The sequence below is a fragment of the Streptomyces scopuliridis genome (assembly GCF_042790125.1).
Taxonomy (GTDB): domain Bacteria; phylum Actinomycetota; class Actinomycetes; order Streptomycetales; family Streptomycetaceae; genus Streptomyces; species Streptomyces scopuliridis_A.
Genome location: NZ_JBHTZS010000001.1, coordinates 295,522 through 319,041, shown reverse-complemented (window position 1 = coordinate 319,041; position 23,520 = coordinate 295,522). Strand labels below are relative to the sequence as shown.

The following is a 23,520-nucleotide window of genomic DNA, read 5'->3' as shown; positions in this document are numbered from 1 at the left end:
AGTTCGTGGGCCGGAGTCCGGGGCTCAGGCGAGCAGTTCGCGGGCGTAGTAGTCCTTGTCGTCCCGCACACCGGGGACGGCGAAGAAGTAACCCCCGCCTCGCGGGCTGATGTAGGGCACCAGCGCCTCACCCTCCAGGCGGGTCTGCATGGCGATATAGGTGTTGAGTTCACGTTGGAAGCAGCAGAAGGCGTGTCCCAGATCGAGCCCGCCGCGGACGTCCGGGCTGCGGTCGTAGTCGTAACTGCGCCGCAGAATGGTGCTGGTGGCCGCGGTCTGCGGAGTCTGGGGATTGGCGAGCCGGACATGGCTGTTCAGTGGTGTGATCAGGCCCTGCGGGTCGTTGGTGTAGATGGGATCGAAGAGGTCCGAGGCTTGGGGGTCCTGGGCGTACATGGGGGCGCCGCTGACCTTGCGGCGGCCGAAGATCCGCTCCTGTTCGGCGACGGGCACCCGCTGCCACTTCTCGATACGGAAGTGGACGATGCGCACCACCTGATAGGTGCCGCCCGCGGCCCACGCCGGCTCGTCGGTGCGCGGCTGCACCCAGACCTCCTGGTTCAGCTGCGCGGCGTTGGTGACGTCCGGGTTGGAGATCCCGTCCTTGAAGCCGAACCAGTCACGCGGGACGCCTACGGGGCGCGGCGGATTGCGCGTGCCGTTGATACGCCAACGCGGTGTCATCGCGCCGCTGGTGTGGGCCAGGAGGTCGAGCAGCGCGTGCACCGTGGTGTCGCGGTTGGTGGCGCACACCTGGAGCAGCAGATCGCCCTGGGAGATGGCGGGATCGAGGTCGTCGTGGGCGAACGGCGTCATGGTGACCAGCTGTACGGGCTTGCGCGCGGCCAGTCCGAAGCGGTCGTCGAAGAAGCTCGCACCGAGGGCCAGGGTGACGGTGAGATCGCCCGGTACGACCTCGGGCCCCAGGATGCCGGTGTCGGACGGCGGTGAATCCGGCGATGTCTTCGGCGGTGTGCCGCCCTGGGTGAGGAAGCGGGCCCGCGTGGTGAGCGTACGGAACAGATCGGTGAGCGCCTTACGGCCGGACGCGGTCACGTCGAACGACACGAAGACCGCGTCCCGTTGCGGGAGGGTGGCGATACCGGCCTGGTGCTCGCCGTGGAACGCAATCGGCTTGGCGCGCTCCGCCGCCCTCCCGGCGCCGGACTCGGCTCCCTGGGCCGTGGCACCGTCCAGCAGGCCGACACCCGCCGCTCCGGAGAGGCCGGCCACGACGGTGGTCCGCAGGAAGGAGCGCCGCGCGAAGAACCCCACCGGACACTCCTCGCCGGACGAGGCGCTGTCCGGGCCGGGCGGTGTGTTGTCGGTCATGCGCTTCCCTTCTGGAACGGGACACTGACCGCACACACTGACCGCGCGCTGGCAGCACACCGAACACAACACACAGCACACCGATGACCAAGTGTCGGATATGCCCGTTTTCGGTTTATCCTCTGCGCCGAAATTACCCGACCGTCCGCTCCCCCGCCATTGAGCAGTGTGTCGTGGGCGGTTGGGTGTTGGGTGGTTCTGCCGTACCCAGGTTCAATCCGACCTGGCGCCGTCCTCCGGACCGTCCTAGAACTGGACCATGACCAACAGCACCGTCCACAACGCTTCACCGCGTGCTCCCGCCTCCCGCCTCGCGGGACGTACCGCGATCGTCGCGGGGCAGCGGAGTGATCGTCACCATCGGCTCCTGGACGGCCCAGGTCGGCAGCCCCTTCGCGGCGATGTACACCGCAATGAAGGCCACCGACTCGCCTCCGACGATGCCGCGATGGTGCATGGCATCACGCTCTACGTCGACGGCGGAATCTCCGCCACCCGGCTCGACTGAGCGCGGCCACGTCGGCAGACCACACTGATCAGAGTGAAGGACGCGAAGAACGGCCCCTCGGAGAGGCCGGCGAACCAGCGGTGGCCGCGCGTCGCGTCGATGTGGCCTTCCTTGATCGCCCGCTGCGTATTGCGGCCCAGCCCCAGAGTGTGATCGGCGTCCTGGAAGTCACGGAAGACCGGGGTCGTGGCGAGCACGGTCTCCACGGTGAATCCCGCTCGCACGGCGAGGCGGGCGAGGCCGCGGCCGATCGTGGCGTTCCGGACCGCCCGCGAGGTGGTGTAGCGCGTGAAGGCGCGGCTTGTGGCGAGATCCTCCGCGTCGACGATCAGGGTGTCCCAGTCGGGTTCGACCAGACCGATCAGAGCGCCCGGCCTGGTGGCGAGACGGAGCTGGGCGAGGACTTCGGCGGGCTCGGCGACATGCATCAGGACCCGGTCGATCTTGGCCCGGTCCACTGTGCCCGGTTCGACGGGGAGGGCGTGGACGTCACCCTCGCGGATCTCGACGGCGGGGAGTGCGTCCGTACGCAGCCGGGCCTCGGCCAGCATGGCCGGGTCACGGTCCACGCCGATGACCGCCCCACTCGGGCCGACGCGTTCCGCCAGCGCCGGCAGGTCGGTGCCCGGACCGCATCCCACGTCCAGCGCGGTCTGGCCCGGCTGTACGTCCAGCAGATCGATCAGCTCCCGCTTGTACGCACGGCCCGCGTCGTCGGCCGCGGTCCGCAGCATGTAGGCAGCCTGGTCAGGTCGGGACACACCAAGAGTCGTGGACATGGGAGGAGTCAAACACTCCGGGCCTGCGCATGGGGGCCGATCGGGTCATCCGCTCTCCTCCTCTCCCTCCAGTGCCTCCACTCCCTCCAGTGGTCTGAATCTCGCCATCTCCGCCGGCGCCAGCCGCTCCACCACCTCCGCCAGCGCCTCGCACGCCTGCTCGATCTTCAGCCGGATGTTCTTCTGTTCGGTGACGACCGCCGACACCAGCAGCGAGGTCAGCGCCACGGACCCGTTGAGCACCTGAAGGCTGATCAGCCGCTCCGTGAGGCTGTGGTGGGCGAAGGCGCCATCGCTCTTGGACGCCTCCAGGATCGCCATGACGGAGACGAACAGCGCGTACGGCGCGCTCCCGGCGAGCTGGAAGCGCAGCGCCGACCAGATCAGTACCGGAAAGAACAGGAAGATCAAGGTGAGGGACATCTGAATGGCCAGCGGGGTGATGATGACGGCGGCCACCACCACGGCCGTCCCCTCCGCCCAGCGGTCGGTCGGCAGGGGACGCCGGATACGGCAGACGAGGAGCAGGAAGGGCGTGACCAGCAGCACCCCTATGGCGTCGCCCGCCCACCACGCCAGCCAGGTCGGCCAGAAGCCCACCGGGAGCCTGCCGTTGAGCACCAGCATGCCCGTACCCATCGTCGCGCTGATCAGCATCCCGGCCAGGGCGCCCAGGAACACCAGTGCCACCCCGTCCCGCAGCCGGTCCAGCTCGATACGGAAGCCCACCCGCCGCAGCAGCCAGTAGGAGCAGAGCGGTGCGAGGGTGCAGCCCGCCAGCACCCCGGGCGAGACGGCGGTCAACGGGTCGAGCGTCACGAGATGGAAGAGGGCGCCCAGCGTGATCCCCGGCCAGATCCCGGCACCCATCAGGAACAGGCAGGTCACGGCGATGCCGGTGGACGGCCAGAGCGGTGAGACGTCCGCGCCCTGGACCCGCACCACGCCCTCCATGGTGCCGATGCGCGCGCCCACGTAATAGGCGACAGCGACGCCGAGAATCCGGAGAAAAGCCACGGACAGACCCCGGATCTTCTCGCTGCGCGCCACAACAGCCATCAGACAATGCCCGTCGCCCGCTCCGGCCAAGACACGCACCGTCGGGACGCAGACGTCACCCTCGTCGGGTCAGCCCTATTCGAAGATCTGCTCGTCCTCGTAGACGAGGCTGTCCGAGTCGGCGCAGGTCGCCACCGTGGCGGCGGATACCACGCGCAGGCCCATCTGCTCGGCGCGCTCGCCCAGTTCGGCGCCGCCGCAGTCCGCGAGCACCAGCGTGAACGCCTGCCTCTCGTCCATGATGTACGGCTCTCCGTAGCCCAGTCCCGCCGCGGCCTCGGGATCGCTCCGCGCGATCTGCCACGCGCGGTGCATCAGCAGTCCGGGGTCCTCGATCACGAACCGGCGGGTCTCGGCGACGGTGATGGCCGACCGGCCCGCGCCGGAAGCGAGGGTACGGACAGGGCGGCAGGCGGCGCGGGCCGGGTCGACGGCGTGGGCGGGGCCGGGGAGACTCGCGCCGGCGCCGGATACCGAGCGGGACAGAGCGGACATGGGTGGCTCCTGTCGGGGGCAGTCGAGGGGGTCAGCGGTCGCCCCCGGTGAGGGTGGCCCAGGACCGGGCGCGGTACGGGCAGGGGAGAGCGGTGGTCCGCCCGTGGTCGGCCGCCAGCGCGGCGATGACGTCGAGGCCCCTGCCGTACTCACCGGCCAGGTCGTGCGGACGGCTGCTCGCGGCCGGCCCGCCGTCGTCCACGGCGAGATGTACGGTGCCGTCCGGACGCCGTTCCAGATGAACGCGGATGGGGCCACAGGCGTGCAGTACGGCGTTGGTGACCAGTTCCGACATGACCAGCAGGACGTCATCGACGATCTCGTCGCCGGCCGGATGCGACCAGTCGGCGAGCGCGGCGCCGGCCCACTGGCGGGCCTGCCGGCAGGAGTGATCACTGCGGTCGAGGGGCAGCGAGGCCCGACGGATCTCGTTCCGCGCGGACTTCTCGTTCCGCCAGGACTTCTCGTCCTGTGAGGACTTCTCGTCCCGCGTGGGCTGATGGGCGACACACGCGGTCCGGTGGGCGGAGACGCCGTCGAGAAGCCGGAGACGGCTCATGCGGGCACCGCGAGCACCGCGGGCACCAAGCCCGCCCCGGGCTTCGATCGGTCCTTTCCCGGAGGATGCGACTGGGGCAGATATGGACATACTCCTCACTGTCGGAGCACAGTGCTCGATATGCAATGTGCGGAGTGTGCACGGTGAGCAAGGTGCGCACGGTGTCGTACACCCGCGAGGCCCGGAGCACCCGGAGAGGGGGCAGATCATGCGACCGAGGTCCGGCCCCACGGTGCAGCACGCGGTCCTGGCCGCCCGGCTCCTGGCGCTGCGCGTGGGTGCCGGTCTGTCGCTGACCCAGGCGGCGGCCGCGCTGGGCGCGCACCGGACGACGGTCATGAGAATCGAACGGGCCGAGACGGCGCTCGACGCGGGCCAGGTCCGGACGCTGCTGGAGCGCTACGGGGCCGGCCAGGAGGAGATCAGGCGGTTCCTCGGCGAACTGGCCACCGCCAATCTGCCGGGCTGGTGGCATCCGTGGCGGGACGTGATGGACCCATGGGCCCTGGACCTGATGAACGTGGAATCCGCGGCCCGCATGGTCCGTGTCTGGCACCCGGCGCTGGTGCCCCCGCTGCTGCGTACGCCCGCGTACGCCCTGGCGGTCGAGGACGCGCTCGGCACGGACCGCTCACCGGCCGACCGTGCCAGGCGCGTCGAGTTGCTGACCGAGCGCCGGGCGCGGCTGACGGCGCGGGGGGCGCGGATCTGGTCGCTGATGACGGAGGCGGCGCTGCGTACGCGCGTGGGCGACGGGAGCGTCATGGAGGAGCAACTCGCCGCGCTGCGTGAGGCCGCCGCCCGCCCGGACGTCATCCTTCAGGTCGCACGGCTGACCGATCCACCGCATCCGCTGACCGGCGTGGCCGAGCTGACCCTGTACCGGGTGGATGTGCCCGAGATTCCCGACCATGTGGTCCGGGAGAGCCCTGTCGGACCGGCCGATGTGTGGAGCGACACCAGGACGGTGACGGCGTACCGGACGCTCATCGACCAGGCGTGCGCCGCCGCCCCGCATCCGTCGGCACCGCTTCCGTATCCCGTGCCCCTTACCTGACCTGAAACGACCTGTTACCCGAACCGAACCGGCCTGCCCGACCTGACCGGCCTGACCGGCCTGACCGACCTGAACCGACCACCTGTTCTGACCAGTGACCGAAGGGATCCACCGTGCCGGATGAGACTCCGCGTCGTATCGACACCTCCGTTCCGCACTCCGCGCGCATCTGGAACTACTGGCTGGGCGGCAAGGATCATTTCGCGGCCGACCAGGAGGCCGGGGACGCCTACCGCGAGGTCTTTCCCCTGATCGAGGCGTTCGCGCGGGAGTCGCGCGGCTTCCTGCGACGCTCCGTCACCTATCTCGCGGCGGAGGCGGGGATGACACAGTTCCTCGATCTCGGCGCCGGGCTGCCGACCGTGAACAACACGCACGAGGTCGCGCAGCGCATCGCCCCCGGCGCGCGCGTCGTGTACGTGGACCACGACCCGCTGGTCCTGCTGCATGTGCACGCGCTGCTGACCTCCACCGCCGAGGGCGCCACCGCCTATATCGAGGCGGACATGCGGGACACGGACGCGGTGCTCGACGGCGCGGCGGAGACCCTTGACATGTCGCGGCCGGTCGCGCTGGTCATCTCGGACGTGCTCGGCCACATCGTCGATTTCGACGAGGCCCTCGCCCTGGTGAAGCGGCTCGTGGACCGGCTGCCGTCCGGCAGCTATCTGGCCCTGAGCCACGCGGCGGCGGCGGACGAGGGACACGCGGCGGCGCAGGAGACGTACAACGCGTCCGGGGCCGTCCCGTACATCCTCCGCACGCCCGAGCAGATCGCGAGGTTCTTCGACGGGCTGGAGCTGGTCGAACCGGGGGTGGTGTCCTGGCCGCACTGGCACCCCGACGCCACCACCACCTCGGCCGCCGAGCGGGGCGGCTGGGGAGGCGTCGCCCGTATCCCCTGATCACGGCGCCCCGCCCCTCCCCCGTCGGCATGCGCGCCGCCGGCATCTCGCCGAAGCTGTACGGATGGACAACGACGGGCTGGTGGCGCGCCGGCTGATCGAGGCGGCGGCGCGCTCGGGCGCCTCGCTGATCGCGGAGACCGCCGCCGCCGTCTCCGGATGGGCGGTCCTGGTGGACCCGAACACGGGCCCCGTCTACAGCTCACCGGACCGCGCGGCCGGGTGGGGAACCAGCGCGGCGGCGCGGGCCGACGGTACGGCGGCACGGTCCGGTGACGCCGGTGGCGGCTCCGATACGACGGTCCGCCAGGTGGTGGGAGCGACGCTCGTCGTCCACGCGGGCCCGGAGGTCTCCGCCCGCCGGGTCGAGTTGGTGACCCGTACCACGGCCGGGCTGCTGGAAGTACGTGCCCGCCGCGCCGAAGAGCTCACGAGCGCGGAGATGCGGCTGCACGCCGTGGTGACGCGCCTCCTGTTGCGGGGGCAGACCGGGCTCGCGGCGGAGGTCCTCGGTGGTCCGGCCTCACACGCCACCGTCTACCGGCTCTCCGGCGGGACGGATCCGCAGGCCGCGTACCAGGCGGTGTGGCGCGCGCTGCTGCCCACCGGTGCCCGGCAGGACACCCCCACGCTCATCACCCTCCTGGACGGTGAACTGATCGTCGTCGCCCTCCATGACGCCGCCCGGGACGACGGACGGATCCTGCGGCTGATCGCCCGCTCGGCGGAGCGGCACGGGCTGCTCGGCGGGGTGGCGGATCCCGCGCCGCTCGACATGCTGGCCGCGGCCTTCACCGAGGCCGGGCAGGCACGCGCCGGGGCGGCGGTGGGCCACCGGCTGGTCCCCGCGGCCGGGCTCGGCGACCGTGCGCTGCTGCGGATCATCCCGCCCGACCGGCTCGCCGCGTGGGCGTCGTCCCTGCTGGGCCCGCTCAGCCCGCCCCAGCGCCAGGCGCTGGAGGGATGGCTGCGCACCGGATCCGTCGGGGCCACGGCCGGGATGCTGGGGATCTCCCGCGGCACCGCGCGCTCACGGCTGCGGACGGCGGGCGAGCGGCTGGGAGGTCTGGACACACCCCTCGCCCTGGCGCGGCTCTCCCTCGCACTGCGCGCCCCGGCCACCGGGCCGACGGAGTCCGCCACGTCCGCCGACACGGGCCCCTCCGCCGCCCTCCCCACGGAACTCGTGGACACCGGGGAGGCGCGCCGTTGGGCCGCCGGACTGACCGAACCACTCGACACACCACAGCGGATCGCCCTGCGGGTCTGGCTCAACCACCTCGGCAGCGTCGCTCCGGCCGCCGAGGAACTCGGCCTGCACCGTACGACGCTCCGGCGGTGGCTGGAGGAGATCGGCCGGCTCCTGGACGTCGACCTGTCGTCCGCCACCGTACGCGCCGACCTCTGTCTGGCGCTGGAAACCCTCGCCGGTCCGGGCGACTCGCCCGGCGCGCTGCCACGCCGGGGAGGCCGTACGTACCAGCGGTCCTGGCCGCTGTGAGGACGGCCGAACTCCCGCCCCCGGCAACGCCGTCGCTCTCCGGCCGGGAGTGTCAGTCCGCCTCCGGGCCGGAACGCGCCCGCCGGGCTTCCTGGGCCCCCGTGAGCAACTGGCGGGCGAGTTCGGTGTGGGGATGGCCGGGTCCGAACACGCGCTCCCGCTCGGCGAGAACGCGCTCGTGGAGTGCCGTGGCGCGGTCGGACTCGCCCGCCAGTTGCAGGGCGTAGGCGAGGTTGCTGCGGGCGGTGAGGGTTTCCGGATGCGTGGGGCCGAGGACCCGTTCGTGATCGGTCAACGCCTGTTCGTGCAGCTCGACGGCCCGCGCCAGTTCACCGGCCGACCGATATGAACTGGCCAGGTTCGCCCGTGCGTTGAGGGTGTGCGGGTGGTCGGGGCCGAGCGTGCGCTCGTAGTCGGCGAGGTTGCGCCGGTGCAGCTCAAGTGCCTCGCGTACGTCACCCGTCAGGGCGTACAGATAGGCGAGGTTGCCACGGGCCACCAGGGTGTCCGGGTGGTCCGGGCCCAGGACGCGCTCGCAGTCGGCGAGGTTGCGCAGATGCAGGGGTACGGCCCGCTCCAGGTCACCGGCGGCGCGAAGGGCGCTGGCGAGAAAACTGCGGGCGGCGAAGGTGACGGGATCGTCGGGGCCCCTGAGATCGGCGAAGGCGGTCACGGCTCGCTGGGCGTAGCCGACGGCCTGGTCGGGGTGGCCCTCGCGCTGGAGGAAGAGCGATGCCTGGAGACAGATGGCGGCCGTGTCCTCGGTGTCCCGCTCGGGGCTGACCAGGCCGGTCAACGCGTGGATGTGCGGCAGCACGTGCCGCCAGCGGGCCCAGCCGTCGACGTTGGACAGCGGGTCCTCGGGGAGGGACCGCCGCAACAGCTGCTCGGCCTGCTGTTGAGCGCGGTTGATCGCGTCGGCCGCGCGGTGGGGATCGGCCGGGTCCGGGGTGCGAGTGACGGCCCGCACCAGGCGGTGGATCGTGAACGTCCGCCGGGTGAGCGTGATCATGCTGTACGTGTGCAGCAGCGCGAGGGCTTCGTCGACCATGAGGGGGTCCGCGTGCAGAGCGAGGGCCAGATCCCGCGGTACCGGTTCGGAGGAGAACCACGCGAAGGTACGCAGGATCTCGCCCGCGAGGGGTGCCTCCGCGGTGATGGCGCCCAGGGAGAGCTGCCACATGCGGGCGATCGTACGGTGGTTGTCGCTCTCCCCCGCCGCTCCCGGGGGCGCGGCAGCGGCGAACATCCGGGCGGGGTAACGGCGTAGACGTTCGAGATACGCGTCCGGGGCGAGAGCGGTGTACTGGATGTAGGCGGCGGCCTGCTCCATGGCCAGTGGCAGGTGGCCCAGTTCGGCGGCGATCCGCTCCAGGACGGACGCGGAGGACGCACCCGAGCGTTCGGTGTCCCCGATCTCCCCGATCCCCTCGTCTTCCTCGATGTCGTCCGCCTCGGTGTCGCCCGCCTCGATAATGCGTGTGAGCATGTCCACGGCGGCCTCGGAAGGCAGCGTGCGCAGAGCCCGTGGCTTCGCCAGCCGGTGCCAGCCGGTCGAACGGCGGCTGGTGATCAGATGCCGGCCGGTGGTGAGCGGGCCGATGACGGGCTCCAGGTCGCCGGGCGACTCGGCGTTGTCGAAGACCAGCAGCCAGCCCTCGTGTGTCTGGAGCCAGCCGAGCGCCCAGGCCGCGCTCTCGGCGCTGTTGGCCGTGGTGAGGTGCGCGTAGGGGTTGAGCCGCGCGGCGAGATCGGCGAGCGCGTGGGTGATGCTGCTGGGTGACTCCGCCGGGATCCACCAGATGGGGTTGTAGTGGGAACGGTGGTGATGGGCGAAGTGGAGGGCGAGCGTGCTCTTTCCCATACCGCCCAGGCCGTGCACGACGGACGGGGTCATCGGGGGCCCGTCGCTCATCGCCGCGGAGAGTCCGGCCAGGTCCGCCCGGCGACCGACGAAGACAGGGCTGCGGGGCGCGGGGAGGTTGGTCAGTCCCCCGGCCGCCGCCACCTCGGCGGGCGCCGTGAAAGCCTCCGCGGGCAGATGCACCGTACGACTGTCGATCGTGGCGCCGTCGCCGGTGCTGATGATGCCGTAGTTGGTGCCGGCCGCTGCCGCGCGGGCCCCGGAGGCCGCGACACCGGGCGTCTCGGTCATCGCTGGATGTCAGCCCCGCCGCCCGTGCTGATGATTCCGGAGTTGTGCTGCACCGCCACGGCCCCCGTACCGGAGGCGGTGAAGGACACACCGGCAGCGGGGAGGAGGCGCGCGATCTCCGTGGCAAGGGCGGGATCATCGAGCAGAGCACGCTTGATGTGCGCGCGCAGCAGAGCCTGGAAGTCCTCGTCGTCCGGGACTTGGGCCAGATCGGAGACCGCGCCCTCGATGGCCTCGCGGCTCTCCTCACGGCTCCACAGACGCTGCGCGATCCGGCGTCCCAGCGACACCGTCGCGTCGGCGGCCGTGTCGGTTGTTCTGGTCAGCACGGCCGTACCGTAGGCGGCAACCGCCGCCGTGATGTAGGGCGTTACCTCGGTGGCCACTGCCAGAGCATCCACGGCGCTCCCCCTCGTGCATCGTCGATCACTCCGGTCATAGTACGGAAGCGACCCGCCCCCAACCAGGCGGAATCGCTTCCGTCCAGGTCCGGGGGCCGCCCGCCCGGTCCGGGGGCCGCCCGCTCGTCTCGTCCGGGTCCATTCACCCGGTACGGACGGCCTCCGGCCCACGCGCCCCGGCCCCCGCCGGCAGCGCACCGCTGAGCACCCCGCGCAGCGTGCCCGCCCACACGACCGCCCACACCAGGACGAGCAGGACGAACAAGCCCGCCGCCAGCCACTGGAAGACCGTCAGACCGGTGTGGCGCGCCAGCCCTTCCGTGGCCGTGACGCACGTACCGATCGGGAAGGTGAAGGCCCACCACGTCATCGAGAACGGCATCCCGTGCCGCAGTGCCCGTACGACCAGGGCCGTCGACAGCGCCAGCCACAACAGCGCGAACCCCATCACCGGCACGCCGTACACCACGGCGAAGGCACGCAGCGCGTGCGCGTACGAGCCGTCGACCGCCGTGGGCGCGACATCGGCGAGTTGACCGACCGCCGTGGTCGACTGGCCCAGCGGGCCGAGCACGATGAAGACCGTCGGTGTCAGCGTCGACGGCAGCAGATTGTGCAGCATCAGCCGGCCGAAGATCAGCGGCAGCAGGGTGAGCGTGGCGAACAGGCTCAGCCCGAACATCGCGTAGCACCCGAACAGCAACACCTCCCTGGCCTGCCCCGCGGGCAGATGCGGCACCAGCGCCGGGCCGACGGCCGAGGCGACCATGAGCGGAATGACCGTCAGCACCCAGGCCGGTGACGCGTCCGCCGGCCCCAACCGGTGCTGTACGAGCATCAGATACAGGATCGACACGGTCACCACGAACCCGATCAGCGTCCCCGTACCGAACAGCACCGCGTCCACGATCACGGCGCTCCGCTCGCCCACCACATCGCGCCCCACCGCGAGAGTCGCACCGCCGACGGACAGCAGCGCCATCGGAAGACACCCGTAGAACGGCGCCACGGCCGGGTCGAGGAGATGGGCACGCGCCTGGTCACGGTGGCGGACCAGGTGCGCGGCACGCGCGGTGACCACCACGGCGAGCATCACCGCCGAGAGCGCCCACACCACCGTGCAGCCCGCCCGCAGCCCAGGTATGCGCTGCGGAAGGGCGGCCCCCGCGCTCGCCACGATCGCCGTCCCCATGACCGCCGCGTACCAGTTCGGGCCCAGCTGCCGCAGGCGGGGCGAGCGGCCGGAGACAACGGGTGGGGCGCTTACCAAGCGGCGTTCGGCGGGGCGAGTGAGGCTGTCCATCCCTCCACTCTGGATGCTGTATACAATCTTCAACAGTCCCTTTGTCTCTATCGGTTGATAACGCGCGTCTATGAACGGAGCGTCGCCGCTCCCGGCAGGGCGCCGAACTGCTCGGGGTTGGCGGTCGGCCGCGACTTGCGTACGAAGGCCCGGCGCAGCGCGTGGTACGGCGCCTCCGGGTCGAAGAAGATGTCGCGCATCCGGGCGAGTTCCGCCTCGCGGTAGGCGGACAGCGGCGTGAGGGACCGGTCGTTCGCCGGCCGGGTCCGCCACTGGGCTGTCGGCGACCGCGCCACCCCGGCCGCCACCCCGGCCGCCATCTGAGCCGCCAGCGTCCGTACCCGTCCGGCGAAGTCCTGGGGCCCGCAGGGGACGATCCGGTCCACCAGCCCCAGCGTCCGCGCGGTTGTCGCGCTCACCGGCAGCGCGTCCTGGGTCAGCCGTCGGGCGGCGTCCTCCCCCACCCTGCGCGGCAGCGTGTACGTCCAGTACTCCGAGCCGTACAGGCCCATCAGCCGGTAGTGCGGGTTGAGCACCACGCCCGAGCGGCACCACACCTCGCCGGCGGCCAGCGCCAGCATCACGCCCCCGGCCGCGGCGTTGCCGCCGAGCGCCGCGACGGTGATCCGGTCCGTGGTCGTCAGGACCGCCTCGACCAGGTCGTCCATCGCCTGGATATTGGCCCAGGATTCCTCGGCCGGGTCGGGAGCGGCCTCGATCACATGGAGGTGGATGCCGTTCGAGAAGAACTCCCGGCCGCCGCCGAGCACCAGCACCGAGGTGGGGCGCGCACAGGCGGCGCGGTAGGCGGCGAGCAGGCGCCGGCAGTGGTCGGTGCTCATCGCGCCACCGGGAAAGGCGAAGTCGAGCACGCCGACCGACCCGTCCTCGCGGTAGCGGATGCCCGTCCAGGAGCCCCCGTCCACCGCCGTGCCACCCTCCGGCAGATCCGGCATACCCGTCAGCTCTGGCAGTTCCGGTAGTTCCGGCAGCAGCGCGCCGAGGGCGAGTACGGCGGGGAGCTTGATGCCGGCCTGCCCTCCGGGGCGCTTACGGGCGCGCAGTTCGGAAATCCACACCGCGCCGTCGGCGGTCGCCCGGCAGACGGCCCCGGCGCGGGTGGCGAGCAGCTCGCCGGGGCGTCCGCGCAGCCGGTACTCGGGGGTGCCGCCATGCAGGAACCACTCGGCGCCGCGGAGTTCGTCGGCGACCCCGGGCTGCGAGTCGGCGGCGCGCAACGCCCGCAGCACCGCTGCCGTACCGTCCCGTCGCCAGTCGATGCGCCGCAGGCTCTGCCCGAAGTACGGCCGTGTGCGCCCGGCGGCCGGGAGATCCGCCTGTCGCCGCGGTACGTAGTCGCCGCGAGCGACCCGGTCGACCGCGAGCAGCACGGCCTCCAGCGCGGCGTCGGAGATCTCGCCCCGGTAGAGGCCGCTCTTGGTGACGCCCGCGGGCACCGCGCAGGGCACGGTGGCCCAGACATCGCCGCCGTCCATCACCGCGTCGGCCTGGAGGACGGTCACACCCCACCGGCGCGCGCCTTCGTGGAGGGCCCAGTCCAGCGAGGAGGGTCCGCGGTCGCCGACCGGCCCCGGGTGGACGATGAGACAGGTGTGCGCGGACCACACATCGACAGGGATCGCGCTCGTCAGCATGGGAGCCAGGATCAGTTCGGGCGCGTGCCGTCGCACGGCCTCCCGTAACGCGTCGTCATCCAGGGCCAGTTGGACGCCGACCAGGTGGCCGCGGTCGCGCAGTTCGACGAAGACCCGCTGGGTCAGGCTGTTGAACGCGCTTGAGACAAGCAGGATCCGCACGGTTGCCTCCCGTCCGCCCGGCGCACGGGGACGCGACGGGCCGGACCGTCAGCGATCATCGCGCCGCGTCGGCCGGCCGAGTCAGACGCGCGGCCGGAAGCCACCCGATCGGCGCAACTCCGACGTACGGCCGATGTCCGGACCGGCGTAACCGCGGAACGAGGCGTTGCGCCAAATGGTGTCGGGCGAGTCGGGCCGTACGGGTCGGAAACCGCCGAGCGGGCGATCCCAGCGGTAGGCGATTCCGGCGGCGGGCAGCCACCGCTGAAGGCATTCGCGGCGGGCGTCGGGGTTGTGGCGGCTCCGCCGCCGGTGTCACCAGGGCAGAGAGCCCTTCACGTCGAAGTAGCCACCGGTCGGGCCGTCGGGGCCCAGTTGCGCCATACGGACGATGATCTCGGCGCCCTCCTCGACGGTCTGCGTGCCACGGTGCGCGTTCAGGTCCGTCGCGGTGTAACCGGGCTCCACCGCGTTGATCCGCATCTCCGGGAGCGCCTTCGCGTACTGCACGGTGACCATGTTGAGCGCGGCCTTCGACGCCGGGTAGGCGACCCCCGGGTACGCGTACGTCGGCGTGCCCACCGCGGAGACCAGGGTCTTCGAGGCCAGGCCGCTGCTGACGTTCACCACGACCGGCGCGGCCGACCGCCGCAGCAGCGGCAGGAACGCGTGGGTGACACGCACCACGCCGAAGACGTTCGTGTCGAACAGCGGCCGGAGCATGTCCGCGGTCACCTCCACGGCGCCGACCGCGTTCCCCTCGATGCCGGCGTTGTTGACCAGTACGTCCAGTCCGCCGTCTGCCTCGATGGTGCGCGCCGCGGCGGCGACGGACGCGTCGTCGGTGACATCGATGACGACCATCCGCGCGCCCAGTTGCCCGGCGGCGCGGCGCCCTCGCTCCGGGTCCCGGCTGCCCACGTAGACGGTGTGGCCCGCCGCGACGAGCCGACGGGCGGTCTCGAATCCGAGACCCTTGTTCGCTCCGGTGATCAGTGTGGTTGTCATGACTCCAGGTTCCGGCCGGACGGTGTGGTCGGCCAGTGGTCCTGTCCTCCGCCGACATGCGTATCCGGCAGGTCCGGGTTTCGCTGGAGGTGCTGTCCGGCCGCGTACATCCAACAGCCACCCCCGTGTCCGGGGCCGGACAGCTCGACTCATCGCACGCACGGGATGCGACAGCGCGTCATAACGGTCAGACTGACGGCACGGGAGACGACGGTCCAATGAGGCAGCCGACTGCCCTCACTGGACCGTCCCCCGTCCAGTCGACGACGCGCACAACGGGCCCGTGAGCGGGCGCCCCCGGCCCGTGCGCACTGTCGGATGTTCCGGGCAGCGTGGTACGTTCCCTCGCTCGCGAGGCGATCCTCCACGAACCCACCATGGAACGGACCTTCATCCCGTCATGCGTACCGACCATCACTGGATCACGCGCGCCGAGACCGGCGCGGACATCCCCACCATCCGTGACATCAGCCTCGCGGCCTTCGAGACGCCGCTGGAGGCCGATCTCATCGACGCCCTGCGCGCCGACCCCTCCTGGATCGACGGCCTGTCCCTCGTCAGCACCGACGAGGACGGCGAGGTCATCGGCCACGCGCTGCTGACCCGCTGCCACATCGACGACACCCCGGCCCTGTGCCTGGGCCCCGTGGCCGTACGGCCCGAGAGCCAGGGGACCGGCGCCGGCTCGGCCGCCATCCGCGCCGCCCTCAAGGCGGCCAAGGACATGGGCGAGTACTACGTCACCGTCCTCGGACACCCCACCTACTACCCGCGGTTCGGCTTCACCCGTGCCTCCACGCACCACATCGGCCTGACCATCGATGTCCCGGAGGAGGCCCTGATGGCGATGACCCTGGACGAGACCCACCCGCTGCCGGGCGGCACCGTCCACTACGCGGCGCCCTTCGGGATCTGACGGCCCGATGGTGACCGTGGCAGGAGCGGAAAGTGGTATCTGCGGTCACGGGTGCGCAGCCGGAAGGTGATGCCCGCGACGGTGACGGTGGCGAGGAACCAGAGCGGGCCCAGGAGCAGGTGGAGGGCGGGGGTGGTGTGGAGGAAACCGGCGGTGACACCGGACTGCATCGTGCCGTACGAGGGCAGGAAGCGGACGATGCCGTTGTCGGAGGCGGGGTTGGCCACGGGATTCTGCAGACCCATGTCGATGATGCTGAGCATGATGATCAGGAACATGCCCTCCAGCTCGCCGCGCAGCAGTGCGCCGAGCATGACGCCGATGCCACCGAAGGCCAGCGCCGCGCCGAAGAGGGCCAGCCACAGCAGCGCGGGCCGGGCGGGCACCCAGTAACAGCAGATGATGGCGGTGGCGTAGGCGCAGATGAGCGCCGCCGCGATGATCAGTGAGGTGAGTTTCGCGGCGAGGAGGTGGCCGCGGGGATAGCCGGCCATGGCCAGTCGCTCGTCGAACTCGGCGGAGCGGTAGGTGACGATGAACATCATGAAGCCGACGATCAGTGTGACGGCGTTGATGGCACCGGAGATCTTGGTGACATCGTTTCCGTCCACCGTGATGTTCCGGTCGGACGCGCGCAGGAAGAACGTCACATCGGCGTCGTTGATCACCAGGTAGACCAGGGTGATCCAGATGGGGACGAAGAACACGACGAGCACCAACGCCAGTCGGTTCCGCAGATGTTCGAGGAGCGCGTAGCCGGTGGCGGTCGAGTAGCGGGTCCAGGCACGTCGCATATCAGTCCGCCGTCCGCACGCCGGCCGCCAGGAGCCCGTCGTCCAGTCGCCACAGCTGGTCGAAGCGGGCGGCGTCGAAGGCGATATGGGAGATGACGAGGACGGAGCGCCCCTGATCGCGCAGGGCGGCGGCCAGGTCCCAGAAACGTTCGTAGGTGTCCCAGTCGAAGCCTTGATAGGGCTCGTCCAGCAGGAGCAGGGGCGGGTCGTGCATGAGGGCGAGGGTGAGATTGAGTTTCTGCCGGGTGCCACCGCTGAGGGTGGCGACGCGGTGGCGGCGGTACGCGGCGAAGTTCAGGATGTCCAGCAGCTCATGCGCTCGTTCCAGGTCCTGCAGTCCGTACGCCACCTGGAAGAACCGCAGATGCTGGTCGACGGTGAAAGCGGGGTTGAGCACGGTGTGCTGGGGACAGTAGCCCAGACTGCCGGGAAAGCTGACGGTCCCGCGATCGGGGGTGAGCCGGCCGGCGAGGATACGCAGCAGAGTGCTCTTGCCGGAGCCGTTCTCACCCACGACGCCGACCAAACACCCTGGCGGGACGTCGAGTTCGACGCCGCGCAGGACATGGTGGTCGCCATAGGACTTGTGCACATCGCCGACATGCAGCGTGGGGGCGGAGGAAGGCATTTTCGGTCACGGTTCCTGAGCGTGGGGGTGTCGGTGTGGATCGGACGCGCGGGGGATGGGACGCGTGGCGGGATGGGACGCGGCGATGCGGGCGGGGTCATTCGCGTTCGCGGCGGGCCGCGTAGGCGCCCAGAGCACCGAACATGACGGAGTGGTACGTGCAGGGCACCACTTCCCGGAGCGGCTTCCACGCCCGGTCGACCACCTGGCGCGCCTCGTCCACGCACGCCTGGACCGCACCGTACTCCTCCAGCATCCGTGCGATCTCGACCACCGTCCCGCTGTCGGCCGAACCATCGCGCACGGCGTGCCACACCTCGCGCATGCGTGAGCCGGGCAGCAGTCCCACGGCGTGGGCCAGTGGCATGGTGACCTTGCCGGCGCGCAGATCCTCGGCGGTGTGCTTGGTCACCACACGCCCGCCGGAGGCGGCGGGGGCGGTGACGCCTCGCAGGTCCATCACATCGTCGCTGATCTGGTACGCCAGGCCGATCGCCTCGCAGTAGTCGCCCAGGGCGCCGATCTGTTCCTCGGTGGCTCGTGCGATCAGCGCGCCCATCTGTCCCAGGCCGCGTACGGGTACCCCTGTCTTGAGCCGGTGCGCGGTACGGACGCGGCGCAGTACCGGTGCGGGGTCCCCCGTCGCGACGGCGGTGTCCATGGCGGCGCGGTGGCCGGCGATGTCGATGCCCTGGCCCGCGTGTCCGGCCCGCAGGACCCGCAAGTAGACCTGGTAGACGCGCAGTCGGAGCCGGTCGTCGTCGGGCAGGATCTCCCGCAGGACCCGGTCGAAGACGAAGTAGGCGGCGGTTCCGGCGTTGATGGCCGCCGCCTCGCCGAACACCGCGTGGGCGGCGGGCCGGCCTCGCCGCACCGGGGACCTGTCCTCCACGTCGTCGATGATCAGGTTTCCGGTGTGAAGGACTTCCGTAGCGCCCAGCAGCGGCCGGTAGGGCTCGCTGCTGACCCCGAACAGCTCGATGGCCGCGGCCGCGACGTAGGCACGCCAGCTCTTCCCCAGGCCCGCCGCCGCGTGGCGCAGCGGACGTACCAGCGAGGAGTGCAGGTCGGCGGCGACCAGTTCGTCCAGCCGCTCGGGGCAGTCCTCGGATCCCGCCACCCCGAGCAGTTCTGCGCGCCGGGGCTCGCCGGGGTAGAGGCGGTCGAGTTCCTGGCGGGTGATGTCGCGGGTACGGGTGATGTACCGCTCGAAGTCACCGATCCGGTTGGATGTGAACACCTCCACGATCCCGTGGCCGTTCACCGCGCGCCCGCCCATGGTGCCCTCGACGCTCACATGGGCCTCCAGGATCCCCGTGGTGAAGATCAGCGACCGGATCTCCTGCTCGGGGAACCACGCCCGCACCCGCAGGCAGGCGTCGTGCTCGGGGATCAGCAGGTCGTACACGGTGTCGTAGGTGTTCAGGGTGGCGAGCGACGTCCAGGGCCGCCCGCCGCACAGTTCGAACGCGGCCTCGACGCGTCCACCCTCCGGCGGGCACAGCACCGCGCCGTCTCCGGCCGCGGTGGCCTGCCCGGTGGTGATGTCGGTCCGCGTCATGGAAATGGTGGCGATGTCCCACCCGTTGTCGAGCCGCAGCCCGCAATAGGTCCAGCCGAGATCGGTGGCGTCCTGGGCTTCCGTGGGGCGGTACCACGCGTCCCCGAGGGCGTGCTCGTACCAGCCCTGCCCACTGACGGTGGTGGTGAGCGCGCCCTGGCGGTATGTCCCCACGACGTCCAGACGCGGGACGATGAAGGAGTACAGCCCTCCGAGCTTCGCACCGCCGGCGGACTGTTGTGCGGCCGGCTTCAGTGCCGACATTCGCAGGGAGAATCCGCTGTGTTCGCCGTCGGCCTCGACGGCATACGTGCCGTCCGCGTCCTTGCGCAGCGTGCCGACGCCTCCGAAGTCGAGGTCGAGTCCGTGCTCGCCGACGCGCACGGGTCGTGGCAACAGCCGGTCGGGGCCGGGCAGTTGGCGTGCCAGCGCCTCGCTCCACGCCGCGCGTACCCGCGGATCCATGAAATCATCCGAAAGAGTGAGCAGTTGACCCAGCTCTCTCGATGTGTCGTCCAGCCAGATCTCGCCGTCGTGGGTGCGCGTCGTCGCGTCACTGCGGAACCAGAAGAGCGAATGAGACCTCAGCACGCCGCCGTCCGCGTTCGGCGCCTGATGGCGCATGAACTGGAAGGAGAGCCCGAACTCCCGCTGTCCATCGTGCAGTTGGGAGTGGAACCACCACCACTCCGTACCGCTGCCGGCGTGCGGCAGGTCATGCACGGCAAGGTCGGGCACCTCGCCTTGGAGCGGCCAGTCTTCGTGCCACCGTAACCCCGATGTGCCCCGCAAGATCATTACCCCCTCGACCACGCCTGCTGCGTTAGTCCTATATGCAGACGCGGAGCGTAGCACCGCGATGGCATACGGTGATGACCCGACGAGCGGCCTCGCACTGGCCGGCAGCCCCGGCCGACCTACCGCCCGCCCGCGAGCGCACCCCACCAGGGGCCGCGGCGACATCGCCGCGACCAAAGGCGGACGGGCCGCACAAGCCAGGCGGGCCGGGCGGGCTATTCCTCGCGTTCCAGCTCGGCCCGAGCGCGTTCGGCGTCGAGGTCCTCCTGCGCGGCACGGTAGATGTCACCCGCCAGCTTGCGGGCGGCCTGGGGGTCGTCCGCCGAGGAGACCTTCCGGATCCGGTCGGCCCATTCGTCCACGTTACGAGGGATTTCGGAATTCTTACTCACATAATCTTTGTACCTTTTATGGGGTTTCCCTGCCTCTCGTGGCGGGGTACGGACCCGGTCAGAGGGTCGGCGCGGAGGCCCGGGACGGCTCCGGGGCCGCGTCAGGCGACCAGCTTCACCGTGCGGCGGCGCCCGCACCGGGAGGATGAGATGGCGACCCTGCTGTCGGTCAACGTGGGACTGCCGAAGGACGTGCCCTGGCAGGGCAGGACGGTACACACCGGAGCGTGGAAGTATCCCGTCGACGGCCCCCGGATGGTGCGCCGCCTCAACATCGAAGGAGACGGCCAGGGCGACCTCCAGGGCCACGGCGGGGAGCAGCGGGCCGTCCTCGTCTACCAGTCGCAGTCCTACGCGTACTGGCGCGAGGTTCTGAAGCGTGACGATCTCGACTTCGGCCAGTTCGGCGAGAACTTCACCGTCGACGGGCTGTCGGACGACGAGGTGTGTATCGGCGACCGGTACGTGATCGGCGAAGCCGAATTCGAGGTCACCCAGCCGCGCGTCACCTGTTACCGGGTCGGCATGCGGCTGAACGAACCGCGCATGGCCTCCCTGCTGGTCGCCCACCACCGGCCCGGCTTCTACCTCCGCGTCATCACCGAGGGCCGGGTCAGGGCAGGAGACCGGATCACCCGGACCCGCACCGGCACGGGGTCGCTCAGCGTCGCCGACACCGACGCTCTTCTTTATCTCCCGGGGGCCGATCCGGCCAAGCTGCGGGCCGCCTTGAACATCGACGCGCTCAGCCCCGGATGGCAGCAGTCCTTCCGGGACATGAGCCGCCGGCTCGATCAGCCGCCCGGCCCCGCGCCCGCCGCGCCGGGGTGGAAGGGCTTCAGGCGACTGCGCGTGAGCCAGGTCGTCCACGAGACCCCGGTGGTGTCGTCGTTCTACCTGCGGCCCGCGGACTCCGAGCCGCTGCCCGCCGCCACGCCCGGCCAGTACCTGAGCGTACGGATCCCCGGAGACGGCCGGCCCGGCCTGGTGCGTTCGTACTCACTGTCCGCTGCCCCCAGCGCGGCCGAGTACCGGATCAGTGTCAAACGCGAGGACCACGGCGAGGTCAGCACCTACCTCCACACTCATCTGCACCAAGGCGACGTCATCGAAGCGGCAGCTCCGCGCGGGGTGTTCGTGCTGGCCGAGGACCGTACGCCCGTAGCACTGCTCTCGGCGGGCATCGGTGTCACCCCCGTTCTGGCGATGCTGCACCAACTGGCCCGCGAGCACAGCTCCCGCGCGGTGTGGTGGGTGCACACCGCGCGCGATCCCGGGCAGCACGCCTTCGCGGAGGAAGCCCGGCAGTCGCTCGCGCGGCTGGCCCACGCCCACGCGTTCGTCTACTACACAGCGCCGGACCACACAGTCCCGGACCACACCGCACCGGACCACACCGCACCGGTTCCCGGGGCCAACGGCGGGCCGTGTGTCAGCCACGGACGTATGACCGGCGAAGACATCCGGAAGCTCGGCATTCCCGCCGACGCACACGCCTACCTGTGCGGCCCGGCGGGCTTCATGTCGGACATGACATCCGCTCTCCGGCTGGCGGGGCTGAGCGGCGCGAACATCCACACCGAAGTCTTCGGGGCGCTGGCGGCCATCAACCCCGGCATCACATCGCCGGGCACCGGACGCCCCCACCAGCCGCCCGGCTCCCAGGGCACGGGGCCCTCCGTCACCTTCGCCCGCAGCGGGGTGTCCACCCGCTGGTCGGACCAGTACGCCACGCTGCTGGAGCTGGCGGAGGCATGCGACATCCCCACCCGCTGGTCCTGCCGTACCGGGGTGTGCCACACCTGCACCACACCTCTGCTCGCGGGCCGGGTGCGGTACACCACACCGCCCCTGGAGGATCCCGCCTCGGGTGAAGCGCTGCCGTGCTGCAGCGTCCCCACCACCGACGTCCTTCTCGACTCGTAACCGTCAAAGCGATCACGGAGGTTGGCATGAGCAGCGTTGTGCATCACCGCACCGCCACCGTCAACGGAAGGGATGTCTTCTACCGGGAAGCCGGGGACGCGCGGTCACCGGCGCTCGTGCTGCTGCACGGCTTCCCGACAAGCTCCCACATGTTCCGCAACCTGATTCCGGCTCTCGCCGACACCCACCACGTCATCGCACCCGACATGATCGGATTCGGGCAGTCGGCCATGCCTGCGGTCGACGAGTTCGACTACACCTTCGACACCCTGACCGACGTGACCGCGGGCCTGCTGGAGCGGCTCGGTGTCGACCGGTTCGCGGTGTACGTGCACGACTACGGAGCACCCATCGCCTGGCGGCTCGCCATGCGCTCTCCGCGGCGCGTCACCGCGATCATCACGCAGAACGGCAATGCCTACACCGAGGGATTCGTCAAGACGTTCTGGGACGGGCTGTTCGCCTACGCCGAGAACCCGACACCCGCGAACGAAGCCCCTCTCCGCGGAGCCCTGACCCTCGAACTGACCCGCTGGCAGTACCTGAACGGAGTCGCGGATCCGAGCCTCGTCAGCCCGGACACCTGGACCATCGACCAGTCGCTCCTCGACCGCGCGGGCAACGACGCCATCCAGCTCGCGCTGTTCCGCGACTATCCGGCCAATGTCGCTCAATACCCCCAACTCCAGCAGTACTTCCGCGACAGCCAGGTGCCACTGCTGGCCGTGTGGGGGGCCAACGACGAGATCTTCGGCCCCGACGGAGCCCACGCCTTCCAGCGCGACCTGCCGGACGCGGAGATCCATCTCCTGGAGTCCGGGCACTTCGCCCTGGAGAGCCACCTGGAGGAGATCACCGGCTACATCCGCGCCTTCCTCGCCCGCGTCACGTCCTGACACCTGACACGTTCGGCGGGTTCGGCCAAGCGGCCGGGGTGCGGCACATCCCCGGCCTGTTCGGCGTGGGTGACACCTGACAGGCCCGGGGCCAGCGGGGCGCCGGTTGTCGTCCACCTGGGGGTGCGGGACACTGGAAGGGCCCGGCGATGGGGCTCGCCGTAACCGCACCGAGTGGGGTGCTGATGGCCTCTACCTGATGTAGCCGTCCGGCATCACGGGAGGTAGAGCGATGCCTCGTATTACCGTCACAGTCGAATCGACCACGGGGTCCGCGATCGGGAGCCGGGGTACGGCACATGCTCTGCCCGAGCCGCCGGGGCGTCTCGGTGGCTGGCCTGTGGGCAAGGGCACTGTCCCGGACACGCTCGGTGCGGACGGCCGGCCCGTCGAGGCCCTGGTCCTGATGCAGGAGCCGGCCCTGCCCGGGGACGAGGTCGCGGCGCGGCCGGTGGCCCTGCTCCAGCTCAGCGAGGCGGATCGGGACCGGGACGAGCTGGTGTGCGTAGCCGAAGCCGAGCCCTTCGCCGACCTGGTGGACGTCCCGGACCTCGGGCGCCGGCACGCCGGCCCCAGCGCCTGGGCGGGAGTGCTGGCCCGGTTGTCGCACGGCTCCGCCCCCCGGGTGACCGGCTACGGGAGGCGCGCGGAGGCAGACCGGCTGGTTGAGCGGGCGCGACACAGCTATCTGCAGCTCACCGGATATCTGGAATGAGCCGTGCGGTGGGTG

At 70.8% G+C, this 23,520-nt stretch carries 22 protein-coding genes, 1 pseudogene and 1 riboswitch; of the genes and pseudogenes, 7 read left to right on the top strand and 16 right to left on the bottom strand.

All coding sequences use genetic code 11. The features are described from left to right. Positions 1–24: 24 nt before the first annotated feature. From ACFRKB_RS01210 to ACFRKB_RS01185, 6 genes are all read right to left on the bottom strand, one after another. Positions 25–1,332, bottom strand: coding sequence for a Dyp-type peroxidase (locus ACFRKB_RS01210; protein ID WP_383102208.1), 1,308 nt, complete (start codon positions 1,330–1,332; stop codon positions 25–27). Positions 1,333–1,618: 286 nt separating this feature from the next. After that, positions 1,619–1,789, bottom strand: coding sequence for a hypothetical protein (locus ACFRKB_RS01205; protein ID WP_383102206.1), 171 nt, complete (start codon positions 1,787–1,789; stop codon positions 1,619–1,621). Between the two features lie 11 nt (positions 1,790–1,800). Then, positions 1,801–2,619, bottom strand: coding sequence for a methyltransferase domain-containing protein (locus tag ACFRKB_RS01200; protein WP_383102204.1), 819 nt, complete (start codon positions 2,617–2,619; stop codon positions 1,801–1,803). Positions 2,620–2,664: 45 nt separating this feature from the next. Further along, entirely contained in the window at positions 2,665–3,678 is a 1,014-nt protein-coding gene (locus tag ACFRKB_RS01195; RefSeq protein WP_383102202.1) for an MASE1 domain-containing protein, read from the bottom strand. A gap of 75 nt (positions 3,679–3,753) precedes the next feature. Then, positions 3,754–4,173, bottom strand: a complete 420-nt coding sequence (locus ACFRKB_RS01190) for a hypothetical protein (RefSeq protein WP_383102200.1) — start codon at positions 4,171–4,173, stop codon at positions 3,754–3,756. Between the two features lie 31 nt (positions 4,174–4,204). After that, positions 4,205–4,732 (bottom strand): ATP-binding protein, encoded by a 528-nt coding sequence (locus ACFRKB_RS01185; protein ID WP_383102198.1) that lies wholly within the window; start codon positions 4,730–4,732, stop codon positions 4,205–4,207. Positions 4,733–4,940: 208 nt separating this feature from the next. On the opposite strand from ACFRKB_RS01185, the gene ACFRKB_RS01180 reads away from it, so the two are divergent. From ACFRKB_RS01180 to ACFRKB_RS01170, 3 genes are all read left to right on the top strand, one after another. After that, complete coding sequence (locus ACFRKB_RS01180; RefSeq protein ID WP_383102196.1) at positions 4,941–5,789, top strand: helix-turn-helix domain-containing protein; 849 nt, start codon at positions 4,941–4,943, stop codon at positions 5,787–5,789. Between the two features lie 113 nt (positions 5,790–5,902). Beyond that, positions 5,903–6,694, top strand: coding sequence for an SAM-dependent methyltransferase (locus ACFRKB_RS01175; RefSeq protein ID WP_383102194.1), 792 nt, complete (start codon positions 5,903–5,905; stop codon positions 6,692–6,694). Between the two features lie 64 nt (positions 6,695–6,758). After that, entirely contained in the window at positions 6,759–8,195 is a 1,437-nt protein-coding gene (locus ACFRKB_RS01170) for a helix-turn-helix domain-containing protein (protein WP_383102192.1), read from the top strand. A 52-nt stretch (positions 8,196–8,247) separates the two neighbouring features. Here ACFRKB_RS01170 and ACFRKB_RS01165 read toward each other — a convergent pair whose 3' ends face one another. The 6 genes and pseudogenes from ACFRKB_RS01165 to ACFRKB_RS01140 form a co-directional block, all read right to left on the bottom strand. Next, complete coding sequence (locus ACFRKB_RS01165; RefSeq protein WP_383102191.1) at positions 8,248–10,350, bottom strand: tetratricopeptide repeat protein; 2,103 nt, start codon at positions 10,348–10,350, stop codon at positions 8,248–8,250. Further along, positions 10,347–10,751, bottom strand: a complete 405-nt coding sequence (locus ACFRKB_RS01160) for a hypothetical protein (RefSeq protein WP_383102189.1) — start codon at positions 10,749–10,751, stop codon at positions 10,347–10,349. The genes ACFRKB_RS01165 and ACFRKB_RS01160 overlap by 4 nt, the downstream gene beginning before the upstream one ends. Before the next feature lie 142 nt (positions 10,752–10,893). Further along, positions 10,894–12,054, bottom strand: a complete 1,161-nt coding sequence (locus tag ACFRKB_RS01155) for a TDT family transporter (RefSeq protein ID WP_383102187.1) — start codon at positions 12,052–12,054, stop codon at positions 10,894–10,896. A gap of 68 nt (positions 12,055–12,122) precedes the next feature. After that, complete coding sequence (locus ACFRKB_RS01150) at positions 12,123–13,871, bottom strand: enoyl-CoA hydratase-related protein (RefSeq protein WP_383102185.1); 1,749 nt, start codon at positions 13,869–13,871, stop codon at positions 12,123–12,125. A gap of 141 nt (positions 13,872–14,012) precedes the next feature. After that, a pseudogene (locus ACFRKB_RS01145) lies at positions 14,013–14,174 on the bottom strand (DUF488 family protein); the annotation flags it as partial. Positions 14,175–14,186: 12 nt separating this feature from the next. Further along, a complete protein-coding gene (locus tag ACFRKB_RS01140; protein ID WP_383102183.1) occupies positions 14,187–14,879 on the bottom strand; it encodes an SDR family oxidoreductase in 693 nt (230 codons plus the stop codon). Between the two features lie 400 nt (positions 14,880–15,279). On the opposite strand from ACFRKB_RS01140, the gene ACFRKB_RS01135 reads away from it, so the two are divergent. Continuing rightward, positions 15,280–15,795, top strand: coding sequence for a GNAT family N-acetyltransferase (locus ACFRKB_RS01135; RefSeq protein WP_383102181.1), 516 nt, complete (start codon positions 15,280–15,282; stop codon positions 15,793–15,795). Here the strand turns inward: ACFRKB_RS01135 and ACFRKB_RS01130 are convergent. The 4 genes from ACFRKB_RS01130 to ACFRKB_RS01115 all read right to left on the bottom strand — a co-directional run bounded on the left by ACFRKB_RS01130 (position 15,771) and on the right by ACFRKB_RS01115 (position 19,968). Then, a complete protein-coding gene (locus ACFRKB_RS01130) occupies positions 15,771–16,589 on the bottom strand; it encodes an ABC transporter permease (RefSeq protein WP_383102179.1) in 819 nt (272 codons plus the stop codon). The two genes, ACFRKB_RS01135 and ACFRKB_RS01130, sit on opposite strands and share 25 nt — an antisense overlap. A gap of 1 nt (position 16,590) precedes the next feature. Continuing rightward, a complete protein-coding gene (locus ACFRKB_RS01125) occupies positions 16,591–17,217 on the bottom strand; it encodes an ABC transporter ATP-binding protein (RefSeq protein WP_383102177.1) in 627 nt (208 codons plus the stop codon). 97 nt (positions 17,218–17,314) lie between these two features. Continuing rightward, positions 17,315–19,501 carry a polyprenyl synthetase family protein gene (locus ACFRKB_RS01120; protein ID WP_383102175.1) on the bottom strand — a complete coding sequence of 729 codons (2,187 nt, stop codon included), beginning with the start codon at positions 19,499–19,501 and terminating at the stop codon, positions 17,315–17,317. Between the two features lie 290 nt (positions 19,502–19,791). Further along, positions 19,792–19,968 (bottom strand): hypothetical protein, encoded by a 177-nt coding sequence (locus tag ACFRKB_RS01115; protein WP_383102173.1) that lies wholly within the window; start codon positions 19,966–19,968, stop codon positions 19,792–19,794. A gap of 150 nt (positions 19,969–20,118) precedes the next feature. On the opposite strand from ACFRKB_RS01115, the gene ACFRKB_RS01110 reads away from it, so the two are divergent. From ACFRKB_RS01110 to ACFRKB_RS01100, 3 genes are all read left to right on the top strand, one after another. After that, positions 20,119–21,894 (top strand): MOSC domain-containing protein, encoded by a 1,776-nt coding sequence (locus ACFRKB_RS01110; protein ID WP_383102171.1) that lies wholly within the window; start codon positions 20,119–20,121, stop codon positions 21,892–21,894. Positions 21,895–21,920: 26 nt separating this feature from the next. After that, the gene (locus ACFRKB_RS01105) at positions 21,921–22,790 is read left to right on the top strand and encodes an alpha/beta fold hydrolase (RefSeq protein WP_383102169.1); all 870 of its coding nucleotides are present in this window, start codon (positions 21,921–21,923) and stop codon (positions 22,788–22,790) included. 136 nt (positions 22,791–22,926) lie between these two features. After that, positions 22,927–22,992, top strand: a riboswitch (Fluoride riboswitch). A 138-nt stretch (positions 22,993–23,130) separates the two neighbouring features. After that, positions 23,131–23,505 carry an inorganic diphosphatase gene (locus tag ACFRKB_RS01100; RefSeq protein ID WP_383102167.1) on the top strand — a complete coding sequence of 125 codons (375 nt, stop codon included), beginning with the start codon at positions 23,131–23,133 and terminating at the stop codon, positions 23,503–23,505. Positions 23,506–23,520: the final 15 nt, after the last annotated feature.

Coding starts and splice junctions, on each gene's coding strand:
- ACFRKB_RS01210 (WP_383102208.1), bottom strand. CDS start 1,332: ATGACCGACAACACACCGCCCGGCCCGGACAGCGCCTCGTCCGGCGAG.
- ACFRKB_RS01205 (WP_383102206.1), bottom strand. CDS start 1,789: ATGCACCATCGCGGCATCGTCGGAGGCGAGTCGGTGGCCTTCATTGCG.
- ACFRKB_RS01200 (WP_383102204.1), bottom strand. CDS start 2,619: ATGTCCACGACTCTTGGTGTGTCCCGACCTGACCAGGCTGCCTACATG.
- ACFRKB_RS01195 (WP_383102202.1), bottom strand. CDS start 3,678: ATGGCTGTTGTGGCGCGCAGCGAGAAGATCCGGGGTCTGTCCGTGGCT.
- ACFRKB_RS01190 (WP_383102200.1), bottom strand. CDS start 4,173: ATGTCCGCTCTGTCCCGCTCGGTATCCGGCGCCGGCGCGAGTCTCCCC.
- ACFRKB_RS01185 (WP_383102198.1), bottom strand. CDS start 4,732: ATGAGCCGTCTCCGGCTTCTCGACGGCGTCTCCGCCCACCGGACCGCG.
- ACFRKB_RS01180 (WP_383102196.1), top strand. CDS start 4,941: ATGCGACCGAGGTCCGGCCCCACGGTGCAGCACGCGGTCCTGGCCGCC.
- ACFRKB_RS01170 (WP_383102192.1), top strand. CDS start 6,759: ATGGACAACGACGGGCTGGTGGCGCGCCGGCTGATCGAGGCGGCGGCG.
- ACFRKB_RS01165 (WP_383102191.1), bottom strand. CDS start 10,350: ATGACCGAGACGCCCGGTGTCGCGGCCTCCGGGGCCCGCGCGGCAGCG.
- ACFRKB_RS01155 (WP_383102187.1), bottom strand. CDS start 12,054: ATGGACAGCCTCACTCGCCCCGCCGAACGCCGCTTGGTAAGCGCCCCA.
- ACFRKB_RS01140 (WP_383102183.1), bottom strand. CDS start 14,879: ATGACAACCACACTGATCACCGGAGCGAACAAGGGTCTCGGATTCGAG.
- ACFRKB_RS01135 (WP_383102181.1), top strand. CDS start 15,280: ATGCGTACCGACCATCACTGGATCACGCGCGCCGAGACCGGCGCGGAC.
- ACFRKB_RS01130 (WP_383102179.1), bottom strand. CDS start 16,589: ATGCGACGTGCCTGGACCCGCTACTCGACCGCCACCGGCTACGCGCTC.
- ACFRKB_RS01125 (WP_383102177.1), bottom strand. CDS start 17,217: ATGCCTTCCTCCGCCCCCACGCTGCATGTCGGCGATGTGCACAAGTCC.
- ACFRKB_RS01110 (WP_383102171.1), top strand. CDS start 20,119: ATGGCGACCCTGCTGTCGGTCAACGTGGGACTGCCGAAGGACGTGCCC.
- ACFRKB_RS01105 (WP_383102169.1), top strand. CDS start 21,921: ATGAGCAGCGTTGTGCATCACCGCACCGCCACCGTCAACGGAAGGGAT.